At 76.2% G+C, this 19,685-nt stretch carries 15 protein-coding genes; 6 read left to right on the forward strand and 9 right to left on the reverse strand.

Going from position 1 to position 19,685, the window contains the following annotated elements; all coding sequences use genetic code 11:
• Positions 1-169 precede the first annotated feature (169 nt).
• Together ABD299_RS18155 and purD are read right to left on the reverse strand one after the other, a co-directional pair.
• The gene (locus tag ABD299_RS18155; protein WP_344263676.1) at positions 170-1,717 is read right to left on the reverse strand and encodes a hypothetical protein; all 1,548 of its coding nucleotides are present in this window, start codon (positions 1,715-1,717) and stop codon (positions 170-172) included.
• 367 nt (positions 1,718-2,084) lie between these two features.
• Positions 2,085-3,341 (reverse strand): phosphoribosylamine--glycine ligase, encoded by a 1,257-nt coding sequence (gene purD / locus ABD299_RS18160; RefSeq protein WP_344263678.1) that lies wholly within the window; start codon positions 3,339-3,341, stop codon positions 2,085-2,087.
• A gap of 201 nt (positions 3,342-3,542) precedes the next feature.
• Here purD and ABD299_RS18165 point away from each other — a divergent pair, with 201 nt between their 5' ends.
• Complete coding sequence (locus ABD299_RS18165) at positions 3,543-4,313, forward strand: SLATT domain-containing protein (RefSeq protein ID WP_344263680.1); 771 nt, start codon at positions 3,543-3,545, stop codon at positions 4,311-4,313.
• Between the two features lie 40 nt (positions 4,314-4,353).
• On the opposite strand, the gene ABD299_RS18170 is transcribed toward ABD299_RS18165, so the two are convergent.
• Both ABD299_RS18170 and ABD299_RS18175 read right to left on the reverse strand, forming a co-directional pair.
• Entirely contained in the window at positions 4,354-5,004 is a 651-nt protein-coding gene (locus ABD299_RS18170) for a hypothetical protein (RefSeq protein ID WP_344263682.1), read from the reverse strand.
• Positions 5,005-5,097: 93 nt separating this feature from the next.
• The gene (locus ABD299_RS18175) at positions 5,098-5,757 is read right to left on the reverse strand and encodes a GntR family transcriptional regulator (RefSeq protein WP_425581364.1); all 660 of its coding nucleotides are present in this window, start codon (positions 5,755-5,757) and stop codon (positions 5,098-5,100) included.
• 152 nt (positions 5,758-5,909) lie between these two features.
• Between ABD299_RS18175 and ABD299_RS18180 the strand changes: the two genes are divergently transcribed.
• The gene (locus tag ABD299_RS18180) at positions 5,910-7,766 is read left to right on the forward strand and encodes a protein kinase domain-containing protein (RefSeq protein ID WP_344263684.1); all 1,857 of its coding nucleotides are present in this window, start codon (positions 5,910-5,912) and stop codon (positions 7,764-7,766) included.
• A gap of 37 nt (positions 7,767-7,803) precedes the next feature.
• On the opposite strand, the gene ABD299_RS18185 is transcribed toward ABD299_RS18180, so the two are convergent.
• From ABD299_RS18185 to ABD299_RS18195, 3 genes are all read right to left on the reverse strand, one after another.
• Positions 7,804-8,619, reverse strand: coding sequence for a class F sortase (locus tag ABD299_RS18185; RefSeq protein WP_344263686.1), 816 nt, complete (start codon positions 8,617-8,619; stop codon positions 7,804-7,806).
• A complete protein-coding gene (locus tag ABD299_RS18190; protein ID WP_344263688.1) occupies positions 8,616-9,452 on the reverse strand; it encodes a DUF4397 domain-containing protein in 837 nt (278 codons plus the stop codon). The genes ABD299_RS18185 and ABD299_RS18190 overlap by 4 nt, the downstream gene beginning before the upstream one ends.
• 145 nt (positions 9,453-9,597) lie before the next feature.
• A complete protein-coding gene (locus ABD299_RS18195) occupies positions 9,598-10,284 on the reverse strand; it encodes an RNA polymerase sigma factor (RefSeq protein ID WP_344263690.1) in 687 nt (228 codons plus the stop codon).
• A 195-nt stretch (positions 10,285-10,479) separates the two neighbouring features.
• Here ABD299_RS18195 and ABD299_RS18200 point away from each other — a divergent pair, with 195 nt between their 5' ends.
• Positions 10,480-11,514, forward strand: coding sequence for a B12-binding domain-containing protein (locus tag ABD299_RS18200; protein WP_344263692.1), 1,035 nt, complete (start codon positions 10,480-10,482; stop codon positions 11,512-11,514).
• 36 nt (positions 11,515-11,550) lie between these two features.
• On the opposite strand, the gene ABD299_RS18205 is transcribed toward ABD299_RS18200, so the two are convergent.
• Complete coding sequence (locus ABD299_RS18205; protein WP_344263694.1) at positions 11,551-12,222, reverse strand: ArsR/SmtB family transcription factor; 672 nt, start codon at positions 12,220-12,222, stop codon at positions 11,551-11,553.
• A gap of 75 nt (positions 12,223-12,297) precedes the next feature.
• Between ABD299_RS18205 and ABD299_RS18210 the strand changes: the two genes are divergently transcribed.
• Complete coding sequence (locus ABD299_RS18210; RefSeq protein ID WP_344263696.1) at positions 12,298-13,593, forward strand: MFS transporter; 1,296 nt, start codon at positions 12,298-12,300, stop codon at positions 13,591-13,593.
• A gap of 54 nt (positions 13,594-13,647) precedes the next feature.
• Here ABD299_RS18210 and ABD299_RS18215 read toward each other — a convergent pair whose 3' ends face one another.
• Positions 13,648-15,156, reverse strand: coding sequence for a cryptochrome/photolyase family protein (locus ABD299_RS18215; protein ID WP_344263698.1), 1,509 nt, complete (start codon positions 15,154-15,156; stop codon positions 13,648-13,650).
• A 1,381-nt stretch (positions 15,157-16,537) separates the two neighbouring features.
• On the opposite strand from ABD299_RS18215, the gene ABD299_RS18220 reads away from it, so the two are divergent.
• Together ABD299_RS18220 and ABD299_RS18225 are read left to right on the forward strand one after the other, a co-directional pair.
• Entirely contained in the window at positions 16,538-17,776 is a 1,239-nt protein-coding gene (locus ABD299_RS18220; RefSeq protein ID WP_344263699.1) for a transglycosylase family protein, read from the forward strand.
• 288 nt (positions 17,777-18,064) lie between these two features.
• Positions 18,065-19,648: a M28 family metallopeptidase gene (locus ABD299_RS18225; RefSeq protein WP_344263700.1), complete on the forward strand. Its 1,584-nt coding sequence runs from the start codon at positions 18,065-18,067 to the stop codon at positions 19,646-19,648.
• Positions 19,649-19,685: the final 37 nt, after the last annotated feature.

A 19,685-nucleotide genomic window follows, 5' to 3' on the forward strand; every position in this document is an offset into this window, starting at 1 on the left:
CAGAGGAACACAGCATGAGCGCATGCGGTCACTGATCGTCGCGGATTGGCGAAATGGCGGGAGGCGATTGCCTGATAGTGACGGCCGGTACGGACGGATCGATCCCGTTCAGGAGTTTTTGCACTCCATCAGGTGAGCTGTCCGGAGGGCCGGGCGGGGCCCGGGCGGGTCACACCAGGCGGACGGGCTTGTCCGGACGGATGCCGGCCTCGGCGAGCCACTCCCGCAGCGGCTCGGGGTCGCCGTCGTCCACCAGGCCGCGGACGGGTTCGGTCAGGTCCCGGACGCGCCGGCCGCCGGAGCGCAGCACCGGTCCGTCCAGCCAGTCCAGGCCGGGTGCCGCGTCGGTGCTGTCGGCGGCCGCGCAGCAGACGGCCGCGGCGACGTGCTCGGCGAGCACCTCCCGGCCGGTCCGGGGCGGCGGGGCGGGCAGGGCCGGCGGGAACGGGCCGGTCCCCGCGCCGGTCTCCGCGGGGACCGGGGTGCCGGCGGCGCGGGCCGCCCCGGCGCCGACCCGGGCGGCCAGGGCGTCGGTGCGCCCGGCGTCCCCGGCCGCGTCGCCCAGCCGTTGCAGCAGGCAGGTCAGGGTGGGGGTGCGCGCGGCGTCCAGGGCGGTGAACAGCCGGGCGGCGCGCTCCCGCCAGATCCGGTCCACGACCTCCTCGGGGTAGGCGGCCCAGTCGACCGGTTCCCAGGGGGCGTCGGGCTCGGCGGGGATGCCGTGGAAGAGTTCGGCGGCCAGCAGCGACACCTCCTCGTCTACCCGGCCGGGCTCCTCCAGCAGGTCGCAGGCGGGGCGTTCGCCGAGCCGGGAGGTGAAGTCCCCGGCGAGCCGGTCGCGGCGGGAGAGTTCGGTGAGGGCGGCGGCGACCCCGGCGTTGAGCCGGCGGGGCCAGCGGCCGGTCTGCCAGGCGGGCAGGGCGACCTTGGTGAGCAGCCGGTCCCAGCCGGCGTAGGCGAGACCGACCTGCTCCTGGGCGGTGACGCGCACGCCGTAGTCGACGGTGCGGGCCCGGGAGGCGGCCGCGGCGGCCACCCCGCGTTCCATCTCCGCGGCGTGGCCGCCGGTGGACCGCAGCAGGGCACGGGCCACCGCGGCGGAGAGGGCGAGCAGGGGACCGCGGCGGCCGGCCCGGGCGGCGCGGGCGACGGTGGCGTCCAGGCCGCGCACGCAGCGGCGGGCGGCGGCTATGTCGGGGTGGGCGGAGGGCCCGGTGCCCGCCACCACGGGGGCGAGCAGGGCGCGCAGTTCGCCGACGCGCATCCACCACAGGAACGGGGAGCCGACGACCAGGACGGGGGGCACGGAGGCGGAGCGGGGGCGGGCGGGCCGTTCCTCCAGCCAGCTGTCGCAGTCGGGGGCGAGGGCGACACCGCCGGGGGCGGGGACGTCGAGGCGGTCGGCGAGGTCGCGTATGAGGGCGTGCAGGCCGGGGGCCGCGTGTTCGGGCACCTCGACGCCGGGGCCGGCCGGGGGCCGGGCGCGGGCGATGACGGTGGCGACCGCGCCGGCGCCGGCGAGCGCGAGGACGGCCGGGATCAGCAGGATCAGGCCCGCCGTGCCGGCGGCGCCGGGCAGCCGGCCGGTGACGGCACCGGCCAGCAGCACGACGGCGCACGCCAGCGGGAGCAGGACCAGGGCCAGCGCGGTGTTGCGCACACGCAGTACGGCCAGTGCGTGGTCCCGTGCGGACCAGGTGGCTTGTCGATGCCCCATGACCTGCCCTCCGTACGCGATGTCGACAGGTTTCCGGCCTGTTCTCCCACTGTGGCACCGGTGCCGGGCCCCGCAATGTGCGGTGGGCCGATCGCCGCACACGGCGTCCGGGCGGCCGTCCGGCCCGCGCGGGCGGCGCCACGGGCAGGCCGGACACCCCGCGTGGGCGCCCCGGCCGGCACTGCGCCGCACCCTAGTGGGGGCCGGGGCGGGCGTCAGCCGGACCGGGGCTTCGGTCACTCGATGGAGTTGCTTTGGGGAGAGGTTGGGGCGGCTAGGCGCGGGTTTCCGCCAACTTCACCGCGATTGGGACGAGTTGGCGGGATCGGTGCCGTCCCGGAAAGCCGGCGGAGGACCTGCCCGGCCGTCAGGAGGACTCGGCGGCGGCCGCGGCGATGTCGGTGCGGTGGTGCGAACCGGCCAGGCGGATCCGGCCGACCGCCCGGTAGGCGTGCTCCCTGGCCTCGGCCAGGCCGGCACCGGCCGCCGTCACCGACAGCACCCGGCCGCCGGCGCTCACGATCCGGCCGTCGTCGTCCCGCCGGGTGCCGGCGTGCAGCACATAGGCCTGCGGGGCGTCCTTCTCCGCCACCTCCGCCAGGCCCTCCACCGGGTCACCGGTGCGCGGGGCCGCCGGATAGCCCGCCGAGGCGATCACCACCGTGACGGCCGCGCCGTCGCTCCAGCGCAGCGGCGGGAACTGGGCCAGCTCACCGGTCGCCGCCGCGTACAGCAGCCCGGACAGCGGGGTCCGCAGCCGGGCCAGCACCACCTGGGTCTCCGGGTCGCCGAAGCGCGCGTTGAACTCGATGACCCGGATCCCCCGGGAGGTCACGGCCAGCCCGGCGTAGAGCAGCCCGGAGAACGGCGTGCCGCGGCGCCGCATCTCGTCCACGGTGGGCTGGAGCACCGACGCGAGCACCTCGTCGGTGAGACCGGGAGCCGCCCAGGGCAGCGGGGAGTAGGCGCCCATCCCGCCGGTGTTGGGGCCCAGGTCGGCGTCCAGGGCGCGCTTGAAGTCCTGCGCGGGCTGGAGAGGGACGACGGTGACGCCGTCGGTGACGGCGAACAGCGACACCTCGGGCCCGTCCAGGAACTCCTCGACGACCACCCGTCCGCACGACGCGGCGTGGGCGCTGGCCTCCTCGCGGCTGCCGGTGACCACCACGCCCTTGCCGGCGGCCAGGCCGTCGTCCTTCACCACGTAGGGCGGGCCGAAGGCGTCCAGGGCCGCGTCGGTCTCCTCCGGCGTGACGCAGACGTAGGAGCGGGCGGTGGGCACCCCCGCGGCGGCCATGACCTCCTTGGCGAACGCCTTGCTGCCCTCCAGCCGGGCGGCCTCGGCGGACGGGCCGAAGACGGGGATGCCGACCGCGCGCACGGCGTCGGCCACGCCGGCCACCAGCGGCGCCTCGGGGCCGATCACCACCAGGTCGCAGCCGAGTCCGGCCGCCAGTTCCGCCACCGCGGGGCCGTCGGCGGCATCGACCGGATGCAGCGTGGCCTGCTCGGCGATCCCGGCGTTGCCCGGGGCGCAGTGCAGCGCCGTGACGTCGGGGTCGCGGTTCAGTGCGTGGCACAGGGCGTGTTCGCGGGCACCGCCGCCGATGACAAGGATCCTCACGGGCAGCAGCCTAGCCGCGGACCTGCCGCCCTCCGGCACCCACTCTTTCGGGTGAGAAGGCATCAGCCCCCATACCGGATGCCCCTTCTCTTCCGGCTGGATATCCGGCAATCCAGGCATTGCGTCCCCACTTTCGGGGTAAGAAGGTGCTCCGCGTGATTACAGGGAGCCGGATGTGCTGCCTGTTGTAGGGAGTGTCGGGTGAGTCAGCCGGAGATGCAGTCTGGTGGATCCGCCGGTGGGTCCGACAGCGGTTCCGCCGGGGAGGGTGCGGGCACGGGCGCCGGGCGCCGGGGGGACCTGCTCGGCCGGCCGCTGCCGCGAGGAAACTGGAAGGAGCCCGCCGAGCGGCTCGACGAGCTGTACCGGCAGGCGGAGGAGCGCGCCGCGCGGACCGCCTGCTGGTACCTCGCCGACCGCTCCCGCAAGCGCCGGGCCGCCCGGCTGCTGCGTGCCGGGGCGGCCCTGGGGGTGGCCGCCGGGGTCACACTGCCATTGGTGGAGCTCGCGGGGGCCGGCGCCGGGACGGCCCGCTGGGGGTATCTGGCGCTGCTGGGCGCGGCGCTGTGCCTGGGCTGCGACCGGTGGTTCGGGTGCACCGCGGGCTGGATGCGGGACGTGGCCACGGCCCAGGCGGTCCAGCGCCGTCTCGAGGCGCTGCAGTACGAGTGGGCGGCCGAGTCCGTCCGGGAGGCGCTCGGCCCGGCGGAGGGAACGGCGTGCTCGGCGGCCGAGCGCCGCCTGGCGCTGCTGCGGCGTTTCCACGAGGACCTCTCGGAGCTGGTGCGCGCCGAGACGACGGAATGGATGGTGGAGTTCCGCTCGGGTCCGGGCCCGCTGCTGGCCCAGACCCGCCGGGCACCCGGCGCCGGGGAGAGCGGCTGTCAGGCTCCCCGCGGCCGGTACGGCGGGCAGCCGCAGCTCTCCCGGCCCACGATGCCGCGCCAGCGCCCGCCGGAGGGATCGTTCTGAGGGGTGGTTCCGAGGGGCGGCTGTGAGGGGCGGGCCGCGCTCAGCTGAAGACGATCATCGAGCCCTGGGCCAGGCTGCGGGTGGCGGCGGTGTGCAGGCCCAGCCAGACGTGCCGCTCGCGGGCGAACGGCCCGTCCCCGTAGACGGGGGGCTCGGCGGGCTCCTCCAGCCGGGTGGGGCGGCGCGGCGGCGTGGGGGGCGCGGGAGGGTTGTGCGGGTCGATGCCGAGCGCCGGGGCGACCGCGGAGAGCTCCCGCAGCAGGCCGTGGCTGGAGCCCAGCGGCCCGCCGCCGGCCAGCAGGGTGTCGTTGACCAGCGGGTGCGGGAAGTCGACCGGCACATACGCCCCGGCGTGATCGAAGTGCCAGACCAGGTGCGAGCCCAGCGCGGAGGTCTCGAACATCTCCAGCAGTTGCTGGTAGTCCCCTTCCTCCTCGGGCGCCGGCGTGACCGGCAGCCCGCTCAGCCCGAGCAGGTAGGCCCGGCGCAGCAGGTGCAGGGCCGCGTAGTCGAAGCCGGCGACGGGCGCCACGTCGCCGGACATGCCCGGCACGTAGCCGAGCACCGGCACCGGCGGCAGCCCGGCCTCGGCCAGGGCCGCGTCGTAGTCGGCGAGTTCCTCGGCGAACGGATTGTCGGGGCTGTGGCACAGCACATCGACGAGGGGGACCAGCCACAGGTCACAGGCCACTGGGCTCACCTTCGAGTCGGCGGACGGTACCGGCCAGGGTAGGCCCTCCCGGAGGGCGCCGGGCGGGCGCCGGTGTGCGGGGCCCGGGGAGATTCAGCTCCCGAAGATCTCGTCGGCCAGGGCGAGCGCCTGGGCGCGGTAGGCCCGCAGCAGGCGCTCTGTCTCCGTGGCGTCCCCGCGCTCCACGCTGTCGGCCAGCTCCAGATGGCCGGCCCACAGCCGGCCGGCCAGCCCGGGCCGGCCGCGCAGGTGCGGCACGGCGAAGGCCCAGCACTGCATGCGCAGCCGGTCCACGAACTCCACGATGCACGGGTTGCCCGTCAGCGCGCTCAGCTCCCGCCAGAACCGCAGGTCGTAGCCGATGAGGACGTCCAGGTCCCCGGCGAGCGCGGCCTGCCGCGCGGCGGCGGCGCGGCGGCGGATGGACACGAAGGCCTCCGGGTCGGGGGGCGGCAGCGCGCCGGCGGACCGCAGCCGCAGCAGCCCCTCGCCGACCAGGCTGCGGGCGTCCACCATGTGCCGGAAGTCGGCGGGCGAGTAGCGGCGGATGCGGAAACCCCGGTGCTGCTCGATCTCCAGCAGCCCCTGGGCGGCCAGGTCCACCAGCGCCTCGCGCACCGGCGTGGCGGACACGCCGTACTGCTCGGCGATCCCCCGGACGACGAGTTCCTCACCGGGCCCGAGCCTCCCCGCCAGGATCTCCTCGCGCAGCGCGTCGGCGAGCTGGGCCCGCAGGGTGGTGCGTTGAATCACGGTTCACCACCCTATTCCCGCGGTTCCCGCGCGCTCCCCCGGCAGCCGCGCACCGGCCGGGCCGGGGGGGCAGGACGGGAGTGCCCGGCGTCCGGGTGTCCCTCTATCCTCAGGGGGCCATCACAAGCGGTGAGGTACGGGGGAGGACACACGTGGAGCCACTGGAACCCGAGGATCCGCGCAGGATCGGGTCCTACCGCCTGCTGGGCAGGCTCGGTGCGGGCGGCATGGGGCGGGTGTACCTGGCGCGCTCCGAGCGCGGCCGGACCGTCGCCGTCAAGACCGTGCAGACGGCCCTCGCCCGCGAGCCGGACTTCCGCAGCCGCTTCGCCCGGGAGATCAGCATCGCCCGGCAGATCGCCGGCCGCTGGACGGCGCCGGTGCTGGACGCCGACACCGAGGCCGCCACGCCGTGGCTGGCCACCGGCTACATCGCCGGGCCGTCGCTGCAGCAGGTGGTCGACGAGGACTACGGGCCGCTGCCGGAGAACACGGTGCGGGTGCTGGCCGGCGGGCTCGTCGAGGCGCTGCGCGACATCCACGGGACCGGGCTGGTGCACCGCGACCTGAAGCCCTCCAACGTGCTGATCACCATCGACGGGCCGCGCGTCATCGACTTCGGCATCGCGCGGGCCCTGGACGCCGTCACCGACGGCGGACTGACCCGGCCCGGCGCCGTCATCGGGTCGCCCGGTTTCATGTCCCCCGAGCAGATCCGCGGCGAGCGGGTCACCGCCGCCAGCGACATCTTCTGCCTGGGATCGGTGCTGGCCTACGCGCTCACCGGACGGCTGCCGTTCGGCACCGCCGACAGCGGGGCGCACGCGCTGATGTACCGGATCGCCGAGGAGGAGCCGGACCTCACCGGGGTTCCGGAGAGCCTGCGCGAGGCCGTCGCGGCCTGCCTGGCCAAGGACGCCGCCGGCCGGCCGGACCTGGACACGATCGCGGAGCGGGTGGCACTGCCGGCCGGCGCGGCCGCCGAGGGGAGCCCCTGGCTTCCGGCCCGGGTGCTGGCCCAGCTCGGCAGGCACGCCGTGCAGCTCCTGGACAGCGAGGACAGCGAGGACAGCGGGGCCTCCCGGAGTCCGGCCGCGGCCCCCGCTCCTCCCCCGGCGCCGCCCGCCGTTCCGCGGCAGGCACCCGCGGCGGGCGCCCAGGCCGCCGCGGCGGTGCGCACCCCGCCGCCCGCCGCCCCGAGCCCCTACCACCCGGGACAGGGCTACGGGCCGGGCCACGGCTACGGGCCGGGGCAGGGCTACGGGCCGGGGCAGGGCTACGGGGTCGTGTACGGGCCCGGCCACCCCTCCCCGCCCACAGCCGCGGCCCCGCACGTCGCGGGCGGTTACGGCTACCCGCCGCCGGCCGCGCCCGGCCGCCGGCCCAGGCCGGTGCGCGGACTGTCGGTCGCGCTGTACTGCCTGCTCGGTGTGATGATGCTGAGCAACCTGACGGGCGTGCTCCTGTACCTGGCGCTGCTGGGCGAACTGACGGTTCCGCAGCGCCCGGGTGACGAGGGCTGGCTGGACATCTGGCAGGGCGGTATCGAACAGCTGCAGAACCTCCAGGCCGTGCTGATGCTGGTAATGATCGTGCTGTGGCTGGTCTGGTTCGGGCGGGCCCGGCACAACGCCGAGCTGTTCGCCCCGGGCTCGGTCCCCTACCCGCGGGCAATGGCGGTGTGGGGCTGGTTCATCCCGGTGGGCATGCTGTTCATCCCGAAGCAGATCGCCGACGGCATCTGGCGTGCCTCGGCAGGCGTGCGGACCGCCGGGCGATGGCCGTTGCACTGGTGGTGGGCGTTCTGGGTGGTGGCCTGGGTGCCCTTCCACATTCCCTACTTCTGGGTGCGACGCGACCTCGGTGCCCCCACCTTCGAGGCGTTGACGATGGTCGCCTGGGACGCGCTCTTCGAGCTGCTGCTCGTGCCGGCATGCGTCTTCGCGGTCGTCTTCGTGCGGCGGCTGACGTCGATGCAGTCCGCCCGCATCGAGGGCCGGGCGGGCTGAGGGCCGGAGCCGGCGGCGGCGGCCGGGGCGCGGCGGCTCAGCCGTCCCGGTCCGCGGCCTCCGGTCCGGCCGCGACGGCTGTCACCACCATGTTGCTGCGGTAGCCGCCGTTGTCCCGGTCGTAGGGCCCGGCACAGGTGATCAGGGTCAGCACGGGGCTGCCGTCGCGGCGGAACACCTCCTCGGGCAGCTCCTCCTTGGGCACCACGCGGCGGGCCGTCACCTCGTAGCGGACGGGCGGGGCGCCGGAGCGTTCCACGCTCACCTCGTCGCCGGGGCGCACCTCGTAGAGTGCCGCCAGGACGCCGAGGTCGCCGGTGCGGTCGTCCACATGTCCGACGATCACCGCGGAGCCGGCGGCGGAGCCGGGGGCCGGGCCGAAGCGGTACCAGCCGGTCCGGGCGGCGTCCTCCGGGATCTCCACGCCGCCGTCGGCCGCCACTCCGACGGGGTCCACCGCCGCGTCCACGCCCAGCCCGGGCATCCGCAGCCGGACCGGGTCGGGCGCTGCCGGCGGGTCCTCCCCGGCCGCGTCCGGGCCGGGGCCCGGCACCACCGCGCCGGGGGCCGGGCCGGGGGATGTGGCGGCGTCCCGGTCGGCCGCCGCCCCGGGCAGGGCACCGAAGTCCGGCGGCGGGGCGCCGTCGTCCGGCCGCAGCAGGGCGAGCGGCACGAAGGACAGGACGAGCAGCGCGGCGCACAGCACGGCGACCGCCCCGCTCTCGGCGAGCAGCCCGCCGGTGGCGCCCGGGACCGGCCACCGCCGGGGCGGCCGGAATCCGGCGGGCCCCCGGTCCGGGCGGGGGGCCCGGCCGGGGGCGCGCGCCGGTGGCCGCACGCTGTCGTCCGTCACTGCTCCACGGAGCGGCGGCGGATCATGAGGGCCCCTGCGACGGCCACGGCGCCGGCGGCGCTCCAGGCCAGCCACGCGGAGGAGGAGTTGGCCGCGGCCGCCACTCCGCTCTCGCCCGCGTCGACGCCGTCGGGCGCCGCGTGCGCGCCGCCCAGCGACTGGACCTTGAGTGCCAGGCTGTCCTCCTCGGCGCTGCCCCAGGCGTAGACGACGGTGCTGGTGCCCTCCTGGAGGTCCAGGTCGGCCGGGCCGATGACGACGTCGTCGGTCCCGGCGAGCACCACGTCGGCCGAGATGGTGCCGGCGGGCACCTCGGCGGTGGCCTCGTCGGGGTTCTCCAGGCCCTCGAAGACCGGTGTGCCGCCGGCGCGGACGTCGACGGCCGGGGCGGCGGCGACGTGCCGGACGGTCAGCCGGGCCTCACCCGCGGGCACCTGGGAGACGTCGTTGACGTAGGCGTTGAGCTCGGGGTTGCCGTCGGCCGAGAGGTGGGCGACCACGGTCGCGTTGGCACCGGCGGGCACGTCGACGGTCTGCTGGAGGGCCGGTTCGCCCTCCGGGTCGGCGCCCGCCTCGAAGATCTCCAGGTCGTAGGAGCCGGCGGGGAGGGCCAGCGGCTCGGTCAGCGTGCCGGGCTCGAAGTCCGGGATCAGTTCCTCGCCGTTGGCGTAGACGTCGACGGTCAGGCCGGGCACGGCGTGGAAGACGGAGACCAGTGCCTGGTCGCCGCCCTGGCCGGGCGCCGCGGCGACGGCCGGCGCGGCGGCCGACAGGCCCAGGGCGCACGAACCGATGGCGGCGGCGGCAACGGCTGCGCTGCGCGAAGTGATCATCGATGTTCCCTTCGTGACGGGCCCCGCGTGGTGCGGGGCGTCACCCGTTATTCGGGTGGAGGAACCGGAACGGATGCGGAGGATCGTGAGGAATCCGGAGAAAAGTTCCCGTCCGTCCGTCCGGCGGGGCGGGGGCCGGGGGGGATCAGTCGGCGCCGCGGCCGGGCTCCAGGCAGCGGCGCAGCCGGTGCAGGCCCCGGCGGGCGTGACTCTTGACGGTGCCCAGCGGCAGTCCGGTGCGGAGGGCTATCTGCGTCTGGGTGAGGTCCTCGTAGAAGGCGAGGTGCAGGACCTGGCGCTGGGCGGCCGGCAGCCTGGCCAGTTCCTGCGTCAGCAGCAGGCGGTCCAGCACGGCGTCCGGGGACTCCCCCGCGGCCGGGGCGGGGGCGTCGTCGGTGGCGGCCGGCTCCGGCCTGCGGGTGCGGGCGCCCAGCGCGTCGGCGGTCTTGCGCCGGGTGATGCCCACCAGCCAGCCGGCGAGCGTGCCGCGGTCGGGACGGTAGGTGTGGCGGCCGCGCCAGGCGGCCAGAAAGACCTGCTGGGTGACGTCCTCGGCCTCCCGGGCGTCGCCCAGTGCGCGGGCGGCCAGGGCGTGGACGAGCCCCGACCAGCGGCGGTGGATCGCGGCCAGGCAGTGCTCGTCGCCGCGTATCAGGCCCTCGGCCAGTTCCTCGTCCGAGGGTTTCCGGCCGGGGGCGGCGCGGGCGCCGGGGGTGGCGCCGGGGAGGGCCGGTGCGGCGGGGAGGCGGACGAGGGCGCGGGACCCGGCCGTCCGGACCGGGCTGCCGGTGTCGGCCGTCCGGGTTGCGTGGGGCGTCGGGGCAGCCACCATGGAATCGCTCCTCCCGCGGGGCCAGGAGTCCGGCCGGTGGGCCGGGACGGCGCCCGGTGGGCCGGGAGAACCCGGGCCCCGTGGTGCGGCCGCCGCCCGGCGCCCTTTGCGCCGCGGCTCTCTCATCGTGGGCCGGGTGCGCGGACCCGGCAACTCGCATCGTTTGTGCGTCGGTTCTTGCCGTATCCTGTGCGCATGACCGAGCCCGCCGCCCCGTCCGCCTCGCGGCCCACCGACGGCACGGGCCCGGGGCTGGCCACCGGGGCGGTGGCCCGGCGGATCGGGGTGGCACCCACCACCCTGAGGTCGTGGGACCGCCGCTACGGCATCGGCCCGGCCGGGCACCTCGGCGGGCGGCACCGCCGCTGGAGCCCGCCCGACATCGCCGTGCTGGAGCACATGTGCCGGCTCACCGCCCGCGGGGTGCCGCCCGCCGAGGCCGCCCGCCGGGCGCGGGCCGCGTCCGCCGGACAGCCGGAGGACGGGCAGGGCGGGCAGAAGAAGCAGCGGGCTCCGGGGAGGAGCGGCGCGCGGGTTCCGGCGGTGCCGGCACAGCAGCCCGGCGGGAGCAACGCGCTGCCGCTGGGCAGCGTGCGCCCGGAATGCCGGGGGCTGGCACGGGCGGCCGTCCGGCTGGACGTGCCCGCGGTCGACCGGCTGCTGGAGCAGGCCCTCGCCGCGCACGGGCTGGTGGTCTGCTGGAACGAGGTGATCGTGCCGGCGATGCGGGCGGTCGGCCGCAAGTGGGCCGCCTCCGGGGAGCGCTACGTGGAGGTCGAGCACCTGCTGTCCTGGCACGTGTCGTCCGCGCTGCGCCGCCGGGCCGCCGCGGCGGCCCCGGCGGGAGGTGGCGGGTGCCCGCCGGTCCTGCTGGCCTGCGCCCCCGGCGAGCTGCACACACTGCCGCTGGAGGCGCTCGCGGCGGGGCTGGCCGAGCGCGGCAGGCCCGCGCTGATGTTCGGTGCCGATGTCCCCGCCCGCGCCCTGGAGGAAGCGGTCCGCCGGACCGGACCGGCGGCGGTGGTCCTGTGGGCCCAGTCGCGGGGCACCGCGGACCGGGAGCCGGCCCACCGTATCCGTTCGGCCGTCTGGGGGATGCGCGGCGCCCGGGTGCGGGTGACGGTGATGCTCGCCGGCCCGGGCTGGGCGGGCGGCGGCCGGTTCACGGGCGTGGTGCGCCCGCGCGGACTGCGCGAGGCTCTGGACGCCCTGGCTGCGCCACGCGGGTGACGCGAGCCCGCCCGGGCGCGGATGCCGGGGCGGGGGTCAGGCGCCGCCCTCGACGGGGAGGCCGGCCAGCCGCCATTCGAGCATGCCGTCGGCCAGCCGCCGTGCGCCCCGCCCGCGGGAGGCCAGCAGACGCACCGCGTCGTGGGCGAGGACGCAGTTGGAGCCGCGGCAGTAGGCCACGATCTCGGTGTCCGAGGGGAGCTCGGCGAGCCGGGCCCGCAGTTCCTCCAAAGGCAGGGAGGCCGCTCCGGGAATGTGGCCGGCCGCGTACTCCTCGGCCGGGCGGACGTCGATGACCCGGACCGTGCCGCTCGCGAGCCGCTCCAGGAGTTCGTCCCGGGTGATGCCGTCGGTGTCGGACGGCCCCAGGTAGGCGGCCCGGGCCTGACGGGTCTCGGCCAGGTGGGTGCGCGAGACCCTCATCAGCAGGGAGTAGAGGGCGGCGACGTCGTCACCGGCCAGCCGGTAGTGGACCCGGGTGCCCTCCCGCCGGGTGGCAACCAGGCCGGCCTGCCTGAGCGCCTGGAGGTGCGAGGAGGCCGTGGTCAGGCCCAGCCCGGCGGCCCGGGCCAGGGCGTCCACGCTGCGTTCGCCCTGGGCCAGCAGGTCGAGCAGTTCCAGGCGTTTGCCGTTGGACAGCGCCTTGCCGGTGCGCGCGAGCGCGTCGTACAGGGCCGTCTTGCGTTCCGGGTCTCCCACGCTTCTCATCCTCCAAGGTTCCATGGAATAGCATAGAAGATGTCCGCCGCCCCGTCCCCCTTCCAGCAAGGACCAGATGATCACATGAGCGCTTCCCGTTTCCGCCCCGCCCGGCCCGCCGCGGACGGGCCGCGGCTGGGCCTGCGGGCCAACCTGCCCCAGTTCATGCTCCTGGTGGCCGTCAACGCGCTGGTCGGCGGCATGCTCGGGCAGGAACGGACCGTGCTGCCGCTGCTGGCCGAGGACGTCTTCGGGCTGTCCGCCTACACCACCGCCCTCACCTACATCCTCGCCTTCGGCGCCACCAAGGCCGTCACCAATTTCTTCGCCGGGACGTGGTCGGACCGCTTCGGCCGCAAGCCGGTGCTGATCGCCGGGTGGCTGGTGGCGATTCCGGTGCCCGCCATGCTGGCCTGGGGTCCGTCCTGGGAGTGGATCGTCGCCGCCAACGTCCTGCTCGGCGTCAACCAGGGCCTGGCCTGGTCCACCACCGTCATCATGAAGATCGACCTGGCCGGTCCCGAACGCCGCGGCCTGGCCATGGGCTTCAACGAGGCCGCCGGCTACGTCGCGGTGGCCGCCACCGCCATGGCCACCGGGGCCATCGCCGACCACGCCGGGCTGCGGCCCGCCCCCTTCCTGCTCGGGGCCGCCTACGTCGCCCTGGCGCTGGGCCTGTCCACGCTGGCGGTCCGCGAGACCCGGGAGCACGCCCGCGCGGAGGCCGCCCGCCACCGGGTCCCGGACGGCGCGGAACACCACGCGGACCTGACCACCGGTCAGATCGCCCGTCGCACCAGCCTCGGCGACCGGTCGCTGTCCTCGGCCTCCTGGGCCGGGATGGTGAACAACCTCAACGACGCCCTGGCCTGGGGGCTGTTCCCCCTGCTGTTCGCCTCCCACGGCCTGGACGTGGCCCGGATCGGCGTGCTGGCCGCCCTCTACCCGGCCGTCTGGGGAGCCGGGCAGATGCTCACCGGCTGGTGGTCCGACCACATCGGGCGCAAGCACCTCATCACCGCCGGAATGCTGCTCCAGGCCCTGGCCATCGCCCTGGTCGCACACGGCACCACGTTCTCCGTCTGGGCCGTCTCCCAGATCCTGCTCGGCGCCGGCACCGCCCTGGTCTACCCCACCCTGCTGGCCGTCGTCGGCGACGTGGCGCACCCGTCCTGGCGGGCCCGCGCGGTCGGCGTCTACCGGCTGTGGCGGGACGGCGGCTTCGCCGTCGGCGCGCTGCTCGCCGGGGCGATCGCCGACCTGTGGGGCCTGACCACCGCCATCTGGTCGGTCGCGGCCCTCACCGCCGCCGCCGGACTCCTGGTCGCCGTGCGGATGTACGAGACGCGCCCCGGCGGACACGCCCCCGCCCCGCGCTGACCCGCCGCGCCCGGCGTGGGCCCGCGCCCCCTGCGCGCCGGGCCCGCGCCGGGCTCAGGGCGGGCCGTCCCCCCGCTCCGCCTCCGCCTCCAGCACGGCGGGCAGATCCCGCAGCCGGCGCAGACCCGCCACCGGCCGGGCCATCCGGTGGTTGCGGGCCAGCCGCTCCCGGTGCCGGTGCACAAAGGCCCAGTACCCGGCGGTGAACGGGCAGGCCCGCTCCCCCACGCGCACGTCGGGCCGGTAGAAGCAGGAGCCGCAGAAGTCGCTCATCCGGTGGATGTAGGCGCCACCGGAGGTGTAGGGCTTCGTCGTCATCCGCCCGTCGTCGGCGTACTGCGACATCCCGACGACGTTGGGCAGCATCACCCAGTCGTACCCGTCCACGAACGACCGGTGGAACCAGTCGGTGAGCGCGGCCGGGTCCCAGCCGCGCTGCAGCGCGTAGCCGCCGAGCACCATCAGCCGGGGGATGTGGTGGGTCCAGCCGGTGTCCCGCACCTGGGCCAGCACGGTGGACAGGCAGCGCGCGGTCACCGCGTCCGCGTCCAGCTCCTGGAACCATCCGGGCAGCGGCGCCCGGTGGCCCAGCGCGTTGCTGTGCCGGTACTCCTCCCCCGCGTGCCAGTACATCTGGTGGACGTACTCCCGCCAGCCGGCGATCTGCCGCACGAACCCCTCCACCCCGGCCAGCGGCGCGCGCCCCTCTCGCCACTCCCGCTCGGCCCGTCCGACGCACTCGGCCGGGTGCAGCAGCCCCAGGTTGAGCGGGGCGGACAGCAGGCTGTGGCCCATCACCGGGTCCGCGGCGAGCATCGCGTCCTCCCACGGCCCGAAGGCCGGCAGCCGCAGGGCGGTGAAGCGCCGCAGCGCGGCGAGCGCCCCGGCCCGGGTGGCGGGGAAGCGGCGCGGGCCGTCCCGCCCGGTGAAGGACACCGTGCCCTGCCGCTCCCACCGGTCCAGGTCGTGCCGGACCCGCTCGTCGATCTCGTCCTCCGCGGGGCGGTAGGGCGGCGGCAGCTCCAGGGCCCGCGCGCCGCCGGGCGGCGGCTCGCGGTTCTCCCGGTCCAGGTTCCACCGGCCGCCGGCCGGCTCGCCGCCGTCCATCAGGAGCCCGTGGCGCACGCGCACCCAGCGGTAGAAGTCCTCCATCCGCAGCCGGCGCCCGTCCCGCCCGGCCAGCCAGTCCGCGAAGTCCTCCCGGTCCACCAGATAGCCCCGGGCGGGCAGCACCCGGACCCCGGGCAGCGACCGGGCCAGCGCCAGGGCGGGACGCGAGGACGGCCGGCAGACCGTCACCTCCGCGTCCCCGACCGCCTTCCGCAGCCCCTCCCGGTAGGTGCCGGCGCGGACGTAGCGGACGCGGTCGCCCAGTTCCGCGGCCCGGTGCCGCATCGCGGAGAGCACCAGATGCGCCTTGGCACGGTGGAAGCGGCGGCGGCGCAGCACGGCCAGCGATTCGATCATGACCAGCGGCGCCCCGGCGTCGGGCCCCTCCGGCCCCGGGGCGGTGAAGTGCGGCCCCAGCTGGTCGCCGAGGAGCCAGTGCGGACGTGGGGACATGCGCGGAGCCTTCCCGCGGAAGGAGAGTCCGCGCCGGACGAGGGGGCCGGCGCGGCCGGTGGGCAGACTATGCGGCCCGGCCGACGGGGCCGGGGCGGCGCGCCGCCGCCCGACGGGGCTTCCCCCCGGGCGGCGGCGCGGGGCCCGGCGGGCGTCTGTCCGCACACGGCGGCCGGGCGGTGCGCCCCCGTTCCGGTACGGGCGGGCCGTGGCGCCCCGCGCGGTGATTCCCCGAATGGGCGGGGCCCGACGCCGCCCGGCGGGACCGCCCGGCCGCCGGGCCGAATCCGGCGCGGCTCCCGGCGGCGCCGGGCCCGGTAAGCGTCGGGCCGGTGAGATGCCGTGAGATTTCCGTGGCGGCGGCTCGCCCGGCGGCACGGGGGCGGGGGTTTCCCGGCCGGCATCCGGCCCGGATTTCCCGCCGCATTCCGCCGGGCCGGGTTCCCGGCCGGCGGGACGGAGTCGACACGTTTCCCGGCTGACCGGTCCCGCCGCCCCGCCCGCCGGGTGGGCCGCGTCCGCTATCCCGGTCCCCCCGCGGGCGCTTGCCCGCGGGAGGCCCCGGGACGGGAAGGCGCAATACCTTCCCGCGGGGGCGGTGACGTGGCGGGCGCGGCCGGTTTCCGCCCGCCGGATCTTCCGCGCACGGAACCGGGCGCGCGGTGCCGCCGGATTTCCCGCGCCTCGGTTCGCCCACCGCTCCGACCAGGGACGCGAGCGGCACCGGGGCCGGGCGGCGGGCCGCGCGCATCCGCCCCGGGCTGTTTTCCGCTCCCGCGCGGTGGCCGGTTCGCGGCAGCGGGCACGCGGCCCGGCGGGAGAAACGGCGGCCGGAGGCACCGGCGGCACCGGAATTCGGCCGCCCTCCCCCGGCGGCGGCTTCGCCCCCGGTGGTCGTCCACCCGTCAATTCCGCGCGCTCGCGGTCGCCTTGTCTCCGCCTCGCGCACCGCTGCGGGAAGCACCGAGCGGTCCGGCGGGGACCGTGGCGGCGCTGTTCCCGGTGCCGGGCGCGAGGACGCCGTCCGCACAATGGGCGCCGCGCCGTTCCGGAGCTTCCCCGGTCCGCCGGCGGCGGGGCGCCGCCGAGAGATTTTCCGGCCGCGGCGCCGGCAGCGGTCCTGGGCGTTCCGCATTCCTTCCGCGCCTTCCGGCCCGCCTCGCGGTCCGGCCGCCGTGCGCCCCCCTGGCCTCCGCGCGCCCGTCCTGACCGCTCCGGAGGCGCACCGGGAGGCTCACCGGGCACGCGGCGGGGTCCGGTGCGGGCCGTGCGGCTGCTTGCGCCTTGTGACGACCGGTCACCGGCTGCGCTACTCGGTGCTGTTCCGCCGGGCCCGTCCCGGCGGGGCGGATCACTTGCCGTAGCGGAGAGGAACAGTCCCATGGCAGCTGCACGAGGAAGTCACCGCCGTCCGACGGCCGTCCAGCCCGGCCGGTCCGTCCGGCTGATCGCGATCGTCACCGCCTCGGGGGCGGGCATGTTCCTGCCCCTGCTGGCCGTCTCGACGGCGAGCGCCGCGCCCGTGGAGGTCTGGGAGAGGCTCGCCGAGTGCGAGAGCGGCGGGAACTGGAGCATCAACACGGGCAACGGCTACTTCGGCGGGCTGCAGTTCGCCCAGCCGACCTGGGAGGAGTACGGCGGCACCCGGTACGCCGCCCGCGCCGACCTGGCCTCCCGTGAGCAGCAGATCGCCGTGGCCGAGAAGGTCCTGGCCGGCCAGGGCCCGGGAGCCTGGCCGGTGTGCTCGGTGCGGGCGGACCTCACCCGGGACACCGCGTCGCCCGGCGCGGGCGGCGCACCCCCGGCCCGTGAGGAAACACCCCGTGAGGAGACCGCCCGCGAGGAGACCGCCCGCCCGGCCGCCCCGGCCGACGCGGCCGCCCCCGCGTCCTGGGGGGATTCCTACACGGTCGTGTCCGGGGACACGCTCTCGCACATCGCGCTGGCGGCCTCCGTGGACGGCGGGTGGCAGGAGCTCCACCGTCGCAACCGCGCGACCGTGGGCCCCGATCCGCATCTGATCATGCCCGGTCAGGAGCTGCGGCTGCCGGACGGGACGGAGTTCGTGGAACCGGCCGCGGCCGGTGAGGGACCCGCCGTGTCCGGTGGATCCGGGCAGGCCGCGCCGGCCGCACCCGAACCGGAGCCCGAGGCGGAGGCGGAGCCCGGGCCGGAGGCGGAGCCCGCGCAGGCCCGGATCCCGCAGCCCCCGAAAGCGGTTGCCCACGTCCCGGTGGCCGCCGCGGTGAGCACGCCCTACGGCGCCCCGGGAGCAGTGTGGTCCGGCGGCCGGCACACCGGTCAGGACTACGCCGTGCCGGTGGGGACGCGGGTGAGGGCCGTCGCCGCGGGGACGGTGGTGACCGCGGGCTGGGGCGGCCCCTATGGCTACGAGGTGCTGCTGCGTCACCCGGACGGCATCCACACCCAGTACGCGCACCTGTCCGCGCTGGGCGTGACGGCCGGTCAGCGGGTGGACGCCGGGCAGCAGATCGGGCGGTCCGGCGCCACCGGCAACGTCACGGGGCCGCACCTGCACTTCGAGGTGCGCACCGGGCCGCACTACGGCTCGGACATCGACCCGGCCGCCTACCTGAGGTCGCTGGGCGGGCGGGACTGACGTCCGCCGCGGGCGGGGGCCGCGTCCGTGCCGGGCGAGGGGCGGAGGCCCTCGCCCGGCCGGGCGGCCCGGCACCCGAGCGGGGGCCGGGCTTGGCCCATTCGCCTCAACCTGGAGGGCGAGTGGGACAAAAACGGTCAACGGTCGATCACATGCGCCCCAACTGTTCCCCGCGCGCCCCCTGAGCGCTACCTTCCCAGCCATGGTGTCCGTTCGCCGGACACCGCCACCTCCCCACCGAACACTCGGACCGCTGTGCACAGTTGTTCGCACCGGAAGGACCCGTTCGTGCACCCTCCGCTCCGCACGTCCAGACGTGCCATAGCCGTCGCCGCCACCGCCGCGCTGGCCCTCCCCCTGCTGGTCACCGCTCCCGCGGTGGCCCAGGCCGCCACCCCGGCGGCCCAGGCCGCCACCCAGCACAAAGACGCCAAGAAGGGCGAGAAGCTGGCCCGCACGCTGGTGAAGCGGACCAGCGCCCAGGGCGCCATGCGTCACCTCTACGCCTTTCAGCGCATCGCTGACGCCAACGACGGCAACCGGGCCGCGGGCACCCGCGGCCACGAGTGGTCCGCCCGCTACGCCGGCGGACTGCTCCAGGCCGCCGGGTACGACGTCACGTACCAGTACTTCGACTTCCTCTACCGGGAGGCCGTCGCGGAGAACATGCGGCAGCTCACCCCCGAGGAGCGGGACATCGGCATCCACCTGATGTCCTACACCGCCAGCACCCCCGAGGGCGGCATCGAGGCCGCGCTCGCCCACGTCCCCGTCGACGAGACGAACGGCACCGGCTGCGCGCCGGAGGACTTCGTCGCCGACGACATGGCCGGCAAGATCGCCCTGGTCATGCGCGGCGGGTGCACGTTCGCCCAGAAGCAGCAGAACGCCGCCGCGGCGGGCGCCGTCGGCGCCGTCATCTACAACAACGTCCCCGGCGAGCTGAACGGCACGCTCGGCGAGGCCGGCGCGGGCCTGGTGCCCACCGGCGGCATCTCCCAGGAGGACGGCCAGGCGCTCGCCGCCACCCTGGAGGGCGGCCAGGAGGTCACCGTCAACCTGGAGATCATCGAGTTCTCCGAGACGCGCCGCACGCCCAATGTGCTCGCCGAGACCCGCGGCGGCGACGCCGGCAACGTGGTCATGCTCGGCGGCCACCTCGACTCGGTCCTGGAGGGACCGGGCATCAACGACAACGGCTCCGGCTCCGCCGGGGTGCTGGAGGCGGCCCTCCAGCTCGCCCGCGCCGACAAGAAGGGCTCGCACACCAACAAGGTGCGCTTCGCCCTCTGGTCCGCCGAGGAGCTCGGGCTGCTGGGCGCCCACCACTACGTCGACAACCTCACCGAGGAGGAGCGCGACAGCATCGCCCTCTACCTCAACTTCGACATGATCGCCTCGCCGAACTACGGGCTCTTCGTCTACGACGGCGACGGTTCGGAGGGCCTGTCGGAGCCCGGCCCGGAGGGGTCGGCCCAGATCGAGCACGACATCAACACGTTCATGCGGTCGCAGGGCCACGAGCCGCGTCCGACCGCCTTCAACGGCCGCAGCGACTACGGCCCCTTCATCGCGGTGGACATCCCGGCCGGCGGCACCTTCACCGGCGCCGAGGGCGTGAAGACCGAGCAGCAGGCCGCGCTGTGGGGCGGCACCGCGGGCGTCGCCTTCGACGCCTGCTACCACGACGCCTGCGACGACATCAACAACCTCTCGCGGAAGGCGCTGGACATCAACGTCAAGGTCATCGCCAACGCCCTGGGCCGCTACGCCTGGGACACCAGCGGTCTGACCCGGCCGGTGCCGGCCGAGCCGAAGCACGGCGACACCGCCGACAGCGGCGGCCTGCACGACCACCACGACACCCACTGACCCCAGCGGGCCGCACCTCCGCGGGCGCCGTGCCGGA

It is taken from the genome of Streptomyces sodiiphilus, assembly GCF_039529215.1.
Taxonomy (GTDB): Bacteria; Actinomycetota; Actinomycetes; order Streptomycetales; family Streptomycetaceae; genus Streptomyces; species Streptomyces sodiiphilus.

Coding starts and splice junctions, on each gene's coding strand:
- ABD299_RS18155 (WP_344263676.1), bottom strand. CDS start 1,717: ATGGGGCATCGACAAGCCACCTGGTCCGCACGGGACCACGCACTGGCC.
- ABD299_RS18190 (WP_344263688.1), bottom strand. CDS start 9,452: ATGATCACTTCGCGCAGCGCAGCCGTTGCCGCCGCCGCCATCGGTTCG.
- ABD299_RS18195 (WP_344263690.1), bottom strand. CDS start 10,284: ATGGTGGCTGCCCCGACGCCCCACGCAACCCGGACGGCCGACACCGGC.
- ABD299_RS18200 (WP_344263692.1), top strand. CDS start 10,480: ATGACCGAGCCCGCCGCCCCGTCCGCCTCGCGGCCCACCGACGGCACG.
- ABD299_RS18205 (WP_344263694.1), bottom strand. CDS start 12,222: ATGAGAAGCGTGGGAGACCCGGAACGCAAGACGGCCCTGTACGACGCG.
- ABD299_RS18210 (WP_344263696.1), top strand. CDS start 12,298: ATGAGCGCTTCCCGTTTCCGCCCCGCCCGGCCCGCCGCGGACGGGCCG.
- ABD299_RS18215 (WP_344263698.1), bottom strand. CDS start 15,156: ATGTCCCCACGTCCGCACTGGCTCCTCGGCGACCAGCTGGGGCCGCAC.
- ABD299_RS18220 (WP_344263699.1), top strand. CDS start 16,538: ATGGCAGCTGCACGAGGAAGTCACCGCCGTCCGACGGCCGTCCAGCCC.